The sequence below is a fragment of the Paraburkholderia sp. RL18-085-BIA-A genome (assembly GCF_046027075.1).
Taxonomy (GTDB): Bacteria; Pseudomonadota; Gammaproteobacteria; order Burkholderiales; family Burkholderiaceae; genus Paraburkholderia.
In genome coordinates this window covers 1-9,405 of sequence record NZ_JARESU010000218.1, presented here as the reverse complement: position 1 = coordinate 9,405, position 9,405 = coordinate 1, and the positions used below count along the sequence as shown (strand labels likewise).

Here is a 9,405-nt window from a genome sequence, read left to right as displayed (position 1 = left end):
TGCTGAACTTTCCTGTCGCTCAGCCATAAAAACTTATCGTTTGCGTATGTCAGAGACGTGAATCAATGGACCCTGGTGCGAATATTTCGATGAATCTAGACAATGCAACTCAGTAGGATACCTTATCGATTCGAGAGGACTACGATCCAGACAGCAGGCGCAGCTGCCTCTTTGAGATGCAGTCCGGCGAGGCCAAATTGTCCTTTGCGAATGCGATGCATCAACTCAATTCAGGCTATCGTGATCGCGGCATTGCTGAATTGCCTAAACCCGAGCATGGCGTTGGTGCGGGACTTAACGTTGCGGTGATCCTGCTCGATCAAATTGTTCAGGTACTTCGAGGAGCGCACCTTTGTGCCTTCGGGCAGTTCACCGTCGACCTCCATCTCGCGCACCGCAAGATGCGAAGCCGCAGAACCATCAAGTGTGATGGTTTGCGGCGACCGGCCTTGATGTTTGATCGCCTTCCTGAAGAAGGCTTTGGCTGCTTGCACGTCGCGCCTGGCGCGCAGCAGAAAGTCCACCGTCTGGCCGGGCCGATCCACCGCGCGGTACAGATAGACCCATTTGCCCCGCAGTTTGATCAACGTCTCATCAACACGCCAAGACTGACCGGTGGCCGTGCCAAACCAGTTCCAACGCTTGACGAGCTCAGGTGAGTAGCGTCTTACCCAACGCAAGATGGTTGTGTGCGCCAGCGACAGTCCCCGCTCAGCTATCATTTCAACGAGGTCCCCGAGGCTGGGTTTGTAGCGCCGGTACCAGCGAACACAAAGGATGATGACCTCGCACTCAAAATGCCGCCCTGCGAATAATTCCTCCAGACTCTTCAGCTTGCTCATTCGGCACTCTCAATTTGCTCGGCCCGAAACTGTAACCGATTCGACCTGCGCTATTTGCACCAGAATCGCAGTCGGCGCATGTCGGCATCCATGGTCTGTTGGCCACCTGACGAGATGGAGACAGACCTGCATCCTACGCAAACGCTTGTGAAGTTTTGGTCAAGACAGCTCAGTTTGCCGTGAAGCCTTGCAGATTCGGGCCCGCGAGTGGCAGCCTGAGAGAAACCCGGGTGCCTTGATCTGGACCGCTGTCCAGTTCGACCGCCCAGCCGTACCAGTCGCAGATCTTCTTCACGATCGAGAGTCCGATGCCAAAACCACGTGCGGACGCAACGACCGAGTCGGCCCGGTAAAACCGCTCGAAAACGTGCGGCAGCGCATCGGTCGGAATGCCCGGGCCGGAGTCCTCGATCCACAGCGCCCCGCCGACGTAGGAAAAGCGTATCGTCCCGTGGTCCGTGTACCGCGTAGCATTGTCGATCAGGTTCGACAGCACGATCGCGAGTGCGGAATGGTTGACATCGACCTCCAGATCGCGGTTCACGTCGAGCGCCACCGACACGCCCTTGAGCGCCGCGCGGTCGGAGAATGGCGCAAGTGCGGTTTCGATCGAATTCGCGAGGTTGACGGGGCCGATATCGACTGTCGATTCCTCTCTTGCAAGCAGCAGCAGCGCGTTTATCAGTTCGATCATGTTGTCTGCGGCGCGATTGATCTGCCACAGCCGCGCCCGGGATTTCGGGCTCATCGAAGCATCCTGTTCGAGCAATTCGCTGCTCGTCTTGATCGCCGTGAGCGGCGTGCGTAACTCATGACTGACGTTGCCAGTGAATTCCTTTTCGCGCTCGATCATGTCGGTGAAGCGGCCGTGATAGTCGTTGAAGGCCGTGACCAGTTCGATGACTTCGGCTTCGTCATACTTGCCCGGATTGATCGATGCGGATCCGCCCAGCAGCCTGAGCGCTTCAACTTGGCGTGCAAAGCCCGCCACCTGGCGTACCAACAGACCCGACAAACCGAACGCAAGCCAGATGGTCAGCAGCGCAAAGGCACCGGTGCCGGTCATCAGCTCATCGACCACTCGCTTGAAGCGTCGCTCGTAGCGGTTGAAGTTATACACGCGAAAAATCTTCGCCCCGTCAAACGGGGCGACGGCCACGTGGATCTCCTGGTCGTCGATGATGATTTCATGTGCGCCTTCCGGGAGATCCTTGACTGACGTGGGCAAGACGACAGGCACCGCGCCTGCGACGGATACGTGGGCGTCAAGCCGCGGATCGAGAGATGGAATGAGATTCGGGTCGATTCTGAAGCTGCGGATCAGGCTTGCCATGTCGTCTTCGATAAGCGCATCAATAAGCCTCTCTTCCTGGGCTTCGGCGAGCGCCTTCACACCCAGTGCCTGGGCGACGAGAAGCAGGATCGTGAGCGCGGAAAAGACCAGCGCGACCTTCAGACGCAGGCTACGACGCGTTCGCATCGCTCACCACGAACCGGTAGCCTAGGCCGTGCACCGTCTCGATCACGTCATCTTCACCATGCGCCGTCAAGGCACGCCGCAGCGTATAGACGTGCGTGCGCAACGTGTCGCTGTCCAGCGGCTCGCCCCAAACGTCTGCTTCCAGTTCGGAGCGGGCAAATACTCGATTCGGCGCCCGCATCAGAATGCGCAGCAGTTGCAGGCACTTGGGCGGCAGTTTGACCGGCCGCCCGGCACGCTCGACGGCCAGCGTCGCCAGATCGAAGCGCACATCCGCGCAATGCAAGACAGGTTGCGTCACCTGTCCTTTGTAGCGCTTGATCAGCGCCGCAAGGCGTGCGCCGACCTCCTTGAGCGAAAAGGGTTTGATGAGATAGTCGTCCGCACCCTGGACAAAGCCCCGCAGTTTGTCGTCGAGCGTGTCCTTGGCCGTCAGCATGAGAACAGGCGTGTCACAACGCGCTTCTTCCCTCAGCTTCCGGCAAATCGTCAAGCCGTCCACACCCGGCAAACCCAAGTCAAGAAGGATGGCGTCCCATTGCTGCGTGATGGCTAGATGCAGGCCCATCACACCTTCCGACGCAACGTCGACCACATAGCTTTCGCTTTCCAGATAGTCGTAGAGATTCGCTGCAATGGCAGTGTCGTCTTCGATGATCAATACTCTCATGGTGCGGCTTCCGGCAAATGGGCGGTATTTAAGGCTCGCATTCGATGCGCAGGCGACATGGTATCGCCTGATCGTGACCGTTTTGATAGCGTGCACTCTTTGCCGGTCGCACGGAGGCACGCTCTATGAGGCGACTTCAGAATTCGGACATTAAAGCCCGATAGCCGCACCGCACAATCAATAGAATCAAAGACTTGCCGCTTACTGGTGATCGCCCATTGGGCGTTTTGTCGGGATGAGGCCACACCCTTATCCAGCAAGGCTTTGCAGCCCAAAAAGTGCTGTGTTTTACAAATTCTGAAGTCGCTCCCAGTTTGATGGCATCACGCCGCTCGGTCGTCACGCGTTCCCCCGGGCTTGCGGGGGAACAGTGAATGAAGCGGCGCCACCGTTCAGTGCGTTTCGTCACTTCCTAAGCTGACCTTAAGGCGAGGGTGTTATTTTTCGTGCGGACGGGACGGTGGCGGATTTCCATTTCCGACGTTCACGACGCCCGCATGTCGCGCTGTTTCGTTTGCTCGACCACGCAGGTGGTTAACACCGCTGGCGAAGTTCGGCACAGTCACGTTGTGTGCCGACGGCGCTATGCCATGACCACCTTTCTCGGGCCGGAAGCGAGTTCGGGCCTTCTTTTTGTGCGCCCAGCATGGGTGCACTCTTGTGGAGGCGATTGACATTCCGCAATCACGCAACCACCTCGCACATGATGAATATGTCCCGAAAGTCTTCTCCTAGTTCCCGCAAGCCCGGAAGGAAGCCCCTCACCCGAGACATGCTGCTGCCACTGCCGCTCGCGAGAGTTCGCGCTATGTCGCTCGAGCACCACCTTGCGCTCGTCGCGCTGCACAGCGGCCGCGGCAGCATGGACCAGGTGAACGTTCTGCTCAAGGTCGTCTTTCTCGCGTATTTCACGGCCGGGATGGAGCATGAACCCGTCGACCTCGACATGTTCCGGGCTGCGGAAGCCGCACTCGAATGCTGCGGGCTGCGTGGAAATCGCGACGGAAACTGGCCGCTCTCCGCGGCAGATCGCGCCGTACTCGCACCGATCCTGGCACTGCACGATCGCCAATTAGGTTCGATGCCGTCGTGGAGGTATAGAGAGGCGTGGACGCGCCTCCACGCGTTTCTGCACGACGACACGCATTCGCCGCTTCCGTCGATTCCCGGATGTCCGTAGCAGGATATAAACAAGGTGCCTGGCAAACGTGGCAACGAGCGGCCGGTACCGGCCACTTCGGAAATGATGGAGGAGCTTTCGGGATACCGTCGTGAACGGGAACTACCGACGTTGCCGTCTCAGGACGAAGACACTCCCTCCGGTGTCTCCCGGAGGGAGGCGACGGGCTTCGCGGATTGGTTCTGACGTAATCGACGACTCCCGCTAAGCGGCGAGACCAGACCAGCGGCGAGAATCTGGGATCAGCGCACGAAGATCGTAGGGGCGCCTGCATTGGCGGGAAGAAACACTTCAGAATGCGCCCCGCTGCGTTCGATCACGATGGAGCGTGCGCGCACGTCGGCGAGCGTCGCGCCCTCCGCAAGCGGGCCACCGAGCGACACCGCCTTTGGTGGATTGTCGCCGATACTGACAATCGCTGCGGCGCCACGCTGCAGCACGAGGATGCCAAACAGGTGCACGTCTGCATTCGCGTTTCGCGCGAGCTTGCCGCCGAAGAGCGCCTCGGCTTCGTTGTTAGAAACGGACGGACGCATGGCGGCGGCCACGGGCGCGGAGTGTGAAGTCAGGGTGACGATCCAGTAAGTCAACGTCGCGCACAACACGGCAAAGAGCGCAAGTGACAGGAGACGGATTTGCAGGGTGTTCATACGATTCGAATCCAAAGAGAGGCAAAATTTTCCGCATGCATGAGGCAGTGACCGGACAGCGAACAGCCTTCGCTACCTTCGGCTGTAGTCCCTCCCAGAATATCTCTCTGACCGCAGAGCATGCCGCACTTCTAATCTCCTTCCGTATGACATTTCCTGTGACCGGTCGCCGAATCGCCACCAGGCAAATAGCCACATGACCAACAAAACTGCATGATCACCCTGCCATCGGAAGGTCCTGCGTCGCGCTGTCAAAATCCGTCACGGGACAGAAAGATCCCGTGGTTCTGAGGAGCGCGTGGACGGGCAGCGCTGACCATCAAGACGTCCAGTGTTTAATTGCGTTACCTACGCGGACGCGCGCGGCAAGACGATAGTGCCACGACCTGTGCAGCCGCGAACGAGGCCTCGGCGTGCGGCTTCCTTGAAGGCCGCGTTGATCGTGTTCACGTGGAAACCTAGATCGTCGGCTAGCGCGCGTTGCGAAGGAAGTCGGTCTCCCGGCAAGAAGATACCCGCACGGATTGCTTCCTCGATCTGCGCTGCAATCGAAAGATAGACCCGACCGCGAATGCTGGCGAAGTCCACACGCCATTTGGTGGCCGTCTCTAGCGGTAGTGACGATTGAAGCTTCGAAGCGGTTTGCAGAGTGTTCATCATTACCTCAGTAGAGTTTTACCGAGACGGGCCTGACGCCCGCCTCCGGGAGATATTGACGGACGTCAACCGATCCGTAATTCTGTAACACGTTAGCTTTCCTTCCTTACGGGCTAAACAAACGACGTGCCGAATAGACTTCCCGATAATTGACTAACTGCGATACGTGGCCAGATCATCAAGCATTTAACACGTGGAGCTTAAGCGTGAATGAAGTCTCCGAAGTGACAAATTTGGTTGTGCGACGTGAAAGCCTGATGACGACGTTGAATCCGGCAGTGGCCCGAGTACTCGAACGCCTGCCCTATCCGCTCAACGTAATGCTGACGTGCATACGCTGGTAAGTGGCCAATCCGCTGAGCCTGCGACATCCCGAAGAAATGATGGATGAGCGCGGCATCCCGGTCGATCATTCGACCGTACATCCCTGGGCGATCAAGCAGAGGACTCGACCGACGCTCGGGTTCAAGGATTTTCGTTGTGCTCGTATCCCGTTGAGTAGCATCCCGCTCACACGATTGCCAAGAGGCAAATGAACGATGGCGAGATCGGACAGACACGTTCCGGGCGACTCTACCCTTTGCCAGCATAAGCATTCGTCATCACTTCCTTGCGCACCGGCCTGCCCCAAAAAGCGGACCGTCAGGTCTCTGACCACATCCGCAGGGTTGTGGTGCAAACTCGGTAGGCGGGCGAGAAATCGCTCTTGCTTCGGAAACCTCAGCGAGCTGAAAGAACCGCCATCCAAATCGAGGGCGAAGTGGTATCTTTGAGGTGGATGCTGGTGAGATCGAACTGGCCTTTGCGAATGCGATGCATCAGTTCGATCCCGGAGAGGGTAACGGCGGCACTGCGGAACCGCTTGAATCCGAGCATCACGTTCACGCGCGATTTGATGTGGCGGTGAACCTGCTCAATCAGGTTACTCAGGTACTTCGAGGATCGCAATTTCGTTCGCCTGGGTAGCGACTCGTCGGTCTTCATCTCGCGGACCGCCCGATGAGATGCCGCGTAGCCGTCTAGCGTGATCGTCTCAGGAGCGCGTCCCTGAGTCCTGATTGCCTTCGCGAAGAACGCCTTTGCTGCCGCCGCGTCGCGCCTGGCGCTGAGGCGAAAATCGATCGTCTTTCCCGCCCGGTCAAGGGCACGGTAGAGATAGGCCCATTTGCCGCGAATCTTCACGTAGGTCTCGTCGACCCGCCACGACTGACCGGCTGTCGTAGCCAACCGATTCCAGCGTTTGACGAACTCCGGCGTGTAGCGCTTCACCCAACGCAGGATCGTAGTGTGGGCGAGGGACAGGCCGCGCTCAGCCATCATCTCGACAAGATCACGCAGACTGAGCTTGTAGCGCAGATACCAACGCACGCAAAGGACGATGACTTCGCGGTCGAAATGACGCCCGTTGAACAACCATTCGAGATCTTTCAGCTTGCTCATTGGCTCGTGGTCGTCAAAAGTTCAAGGGTAACAGACCGACGCGCCGGAATTGCACCACAACCCTGCCGAGCACGGCCGCCGCGCTAAGGGGTGCGACTGGGGGACGCAAGAGCTTGACCGGCTGTGCGTTCGCGCCCGTCAGGTCCTCAACCCTGTCACCGATCGCCGCGGGCATACGTTCGGGGTAGATCAGCGCGTAGCCAACTACGATGGCGCATGCCAGCACGATGCCCAACAGTATCCACAGGATCCGGCGGCGCAGCGTGTGGCTGGCAGCGTCGGGAGACGGGCCGCTTCCGGTGGGTAGTTGCGAAGGCAAGGTGGCATTCGAAGGAAGGTTCATGGCGATAGCTGTAGCAAATCTGAACTGCAAATAAGCAAGTCGAGCCACCGTACCGGCTGGCTCGACGCATTTACTGACTGTCTCTTATCAACGACCCGTTCACCGAACGTCACGCCGCAGGATTGACCAGCACGTCCCCTGCGGCATGACAGACAGACAAACCAGGCGTGTCAATCTGACTGCTTAGTTCTTCGCCGGCGCGGAGGACAGCTTGGTGCCAGCGTTCGTGTCGAGAAACACCGCCGGCGTCTTGCCACCATTCTTGAAGTCGAACAGCGAATTGAGGCTGCCCGTCGCCGCATCGTGCGATCCGCCACCGATGCGCGTGCCGCCGAGCCAGTTGTCTTCGATGAACTTGACAACCGACGCTTGCGTAATCAGCGTATGGTCGACATAGTTGCTACGTGCATACGGCGAGATCACGATGAGCGGAACACGCGTGCCCGGACCGCAACGGCCGTTCACAGCAGCGCCCGTCACGCCGACGCCTTGAGTTGCGCCCGCTGCGTTACAGGTACCTACGCCATTCAGCTGATCGGCGGTCGGGTCGAACGATGAAGTCGTCGGCGTTGCGTAAGCATGGTCGTACCAGCCATCCGAATCGTCGTAGGTGATGATGATGGCAGTGTTCTTCCAGTCCGGCTGTTGCTCCAGGAAGTTGACGACCTTCGTGTAGAACGCCTGTTCGTCAATCGGATCTGAGTTGCCCGGGTGGCCGTCGCCGACGGCCGGTGCCTTCAGATAGCTGACCGACGGGTAGTTACCCGACGAGACAGCCGCGAAGAAGTCGTTGACGTCGTATTGATGGTGAACCGGCGTAGCCGTCGAATCGAGCGGATCGGTCTGGCCAATCAGCGCGGTCGACGTCGGGCGGGTGTGCGCCAGGTTGGCCGTCGTCGCATAGTACTGGAACCAGTTGTGGTGAGGCACGTAGTCCACCTTCGTTGCACCGAGGACCGACGAGAACGTACTGCGGTTGCACGCCGTCGTGCCGTTCGGGTTCTTGGCGGTCAGGTCGAAACCACCCATGAATCCGCCCCACGTGATGTTCTTCGCATTGAGCAGGTCACCGATGTTCTTGTTGTTCGCGGACATCGTGACATTGCCGCTGGCGGACGTCGACGAGCACAGGTCGCCTGTCGGGTCCGAGTCGCCATTGACCGTGAAGCCTCCGGTGCCGTCGGCGATGACGTTGTCGCCTTGTGCGGCGCCGTTCGCGGGAACACCGCCGTTCGTTTGGCCCGAGACGACTTCAAGCGCACCCGGCGTCGACGGTCCGTACGTGTCCGTGTACATGTTGTCGCTCATTGCGAAGTTCTGGGCGTAGTTCCAGAGCGCCGTGACCGTGTTGCCGTCGAAGTAGCCCATCACGAGACCCGGCGTACCGAATGTCGAACCGCTCCCGGCACCGTTGTTACCCGTGAACTTGGGGAACAGGTCAGCCGCGCCATTGTCGTAGGCGAGCTGCTCGTTGCGATAGTCGTGCGACTGGCCGTTCGTGTTGGCCTGGCTGCGGTCGAGGCGGAACGGGTTCTTGCCGCTACCTGCGGCAAACGCGTTGTTAGCCGTGTTAAGGAAGTTCGGGTTGCTCGTCAGAAGCGATTTCTGATTCAAGGTGTTGATCTGGGTCGGCGTATTCGCCGCCGCTGTGAACGCGGGCTCACCGGCCGGGTTCTGCGCGTTCGGGTAGGTGCCGAAGTAGTGATCGAAGGAACGATTTTCACCGAAGATCACGACCAGATGCTTGATCGGAGTGGCCGTACGAACTTGCCCCGGCGGTGTTTTATCATTGGCGCTCCATGCAACTGACGATGCGAGTGCTGCGGCTGTGAGCGAACCAAGTGCTACATGACGCCATTTCATTATGCGGCTCCAGTTTGGATTCGTATTGTCGGGGGTGGCCGCGACGCCCAAGCATGAGGACTGTCGGATCCCCATCACATCGCTGATACCGCTCGGATGTGAAGGGCTGCGCGGCAGCGGGGGCCAGGAAAGCGCAGCTATTAGAGCATCGACGTATGAATGCTCGGTGTCAGAGTCCTTACCAACTGGTTGCGGGTTTTATGGCGCGGCTGAATTTGTCTGTGAGCCGCGTCAGGCCTGGAGTTTTGATCGGCGGAGCTAGATCGGTTAAAGTCCAGAC

General features: G+C 58.8%; 8 protein-coding genes and 2 pseudogenes. 2 read left to right on the top strand and 8 right to left on the bottom strand.

Translation table 11 applies throughout. The annotated features are described in order from the left end of the window. Positions 1-233: 233 nt before the first annotated feature. The 3 genes and pseudogenes from P0D89_RS48705 to P0D89_RS48695 form a co-directional block, all read right to left on the bottom strand. Positions 234-842 (bottom strand): annotated as a pseudogene (locus P0D89_RS48705) (IS6 family transposase); the annotation flags it as partial. A 169-nt stretch (positions 843-1,011) separates the two neighbouring features. Next, on the bottom strand, positions 1,012-2,322 hold the full coding sequence (locus tag P0D89_RS48700; RefSeq protein WP_408370407.1) for a sensor histidine kinase: 1,311 nt from the start codon (positions 2,320-2,322) through the stop codon (positions 1,012-1,014). Continuing rightward, complete coding sequence (locus P0D89_RS48695) at positions 2,306-2,992, bottom strand: response regulator transcription factor (RefSeq protein WP_408370405.1); 687 nt, start codon at positions 2,990-2,992, stop codon at positions 2,306-2,308. Before P0D89_RS48695 ends, P0D89_RS48700 begins: the two co-directional genes overlap by 17 nt. Positions 2,993-3,764: 772 nt before the next feature. On the opposite strand from P0D89_RS48695, the gene P0D89_RS48690 reads away from it, so the two are divergent. Beyond that, complete coding sequence (locus P0D89_RS48690) at positions 3,765-4,172, top strand: hypothetical protein (RefSeq protein WP_408370403.1); 408 nt, start codon at positions 3,765-3,767, stop codon at positions 4,170-4,172. Between the two features lie 242 nt (positions 4,173-4,414). Here P0D89_RS48690 and P0D89_RS48685 read toward each other — a convergent pair whose 3' ends face one another. Both P0D89_RS48685 and P0D89_RS48680 read right to left on the bottom strand, forming a co-directional pair. Then, positions 4,415-4,822 (bottom strand): hypothetical protein, encoded by a 408-nt coding sequence (locus tag P0D89_RS48685; RefSeq protein WP_408370401.1) that lies wholly within the window; start codon positions 4,820-4,822, stop codon positions 4,415-4,417. A gap of 348 nt (positions 4,823-5,170) precedes the next feature. Then, positions 5,171-5,479, bottom strand: a complete 309-nt coding sequence (locus P0D89_RS48680) for a GntR family transcriptional regulator (RefSeq protein ID WP_408370399.1) — start codon at positions 5,477-5,479, stop codon at positions 5,171-5,173. A 257-nt stretch (positions 5,480-5,736) separates the two neighbouring features. Here P0D89_RS48680 and P0D89_RS48675 point away from each other — a divergent pair. Next, positions 5,737-5,919: pseudogene (locus P0D89_RS48675) on the top strand (IS6 family transposase); the annotation flags it as partial. Positions 5,920-6,199: 280 nt separating this feature from the next. Here P0D89_RS48675 and P0D89_RS48670 read toward each other — a convergent pair. From P0D89_RS48670 to P0D89_RS48660, 3 genes are all read right to left on the bottom strand, one after another. Further along, positions 6,200-6,919, bottom strand: coding sequence for an IS6 family transposase (locus P0D89_RS48670; protein ID WP_408379092.1), 720 nt, complete (start codon positions 6,917-6,919; stop codon positions 6,200-6,202). A 13-nt stretch (positions 6,920-6,932) separates the two neighbouring features. Further along, entirely contained in the window at positions 6,933-7,262 is a 330-nt protein-coding gene (locus P0D89_RS48665) for a hypothetical protein (protein ID WP_408370919.1), read from the bottom strand. Positions 7,263-7,445: 183 nt separating this feature from the next. After that, a complete protein-coding gene (locus P0D89_RS48660) occupies positions 7,446-9,125 on the bottom strand; it encodes a phospholipase C (protein ID WP_408370917.1) in 1,680 nt (559 codons plus the stop codon). Positions 9,126-9,405 lie beyond the last annotated feature (280 nt).

Bases quoted from the DNA above. Each gene is read 5' to 3' on its own strand.
- P0D89_RS48700 (WP_408370407.1), bottom strand. From the start codon at position 2,322: ATGCGAACGCGTCGTAGCCTGCGTCTGAAGGTCGCGCTGGTCTTTTCC.
- P0D89_RS48695 (WP_408370405.1), bottom strand. From the start codon at position 2,992: ATGAGAGTATTGATCATCGAAGACGACACTGCCATTGCAGCGAATCTC.
- P0D89_RS48690 (WP_408370403.1), top strand. From the start codon at position 3,765: ATGCTGCTGCCACTGCCGCTCGCGAGAGTTCGCGCTATGTCGCTCGAG.
- P0D89_RS48685 (WP_408370401.1), bottom strand. From the start codon at position 4,822: ATGAACACCCTGCAAATCCGTCTCCTGTCACTTGCGCTCTTTGCCGTG.
- P0D89_RS48680 (WP_408370399.1), bottom strand. From the start codon at position 5,479: ATGAACACTCTGCAAACCGCTTCGAAGCTTCAATCGTCACTACCGCTA.
- P0D89_RS48670 (WP_408379092.1), bottom strand. From the start codon at position 6,919: ATGAGCAAGCTGAAAGATCTCGAATGGTTGTTCAACGGGCGTCATTTC.
- P0D89_RS48665 (WP_408370919.1), bottom strand. From the start codon at position 7,262: ATGAACCTTCCTTCGAATGCCACCTTGCCTTCGCAACTACCCACCGGA.
- P0D89_RS48660 (WP_408370917.1), bottom strand. From the start codon at position 9,125: ATGAAATGGCGTCATGTAGCACTTGGTTCGCTCACAGCCGCAGCACTC.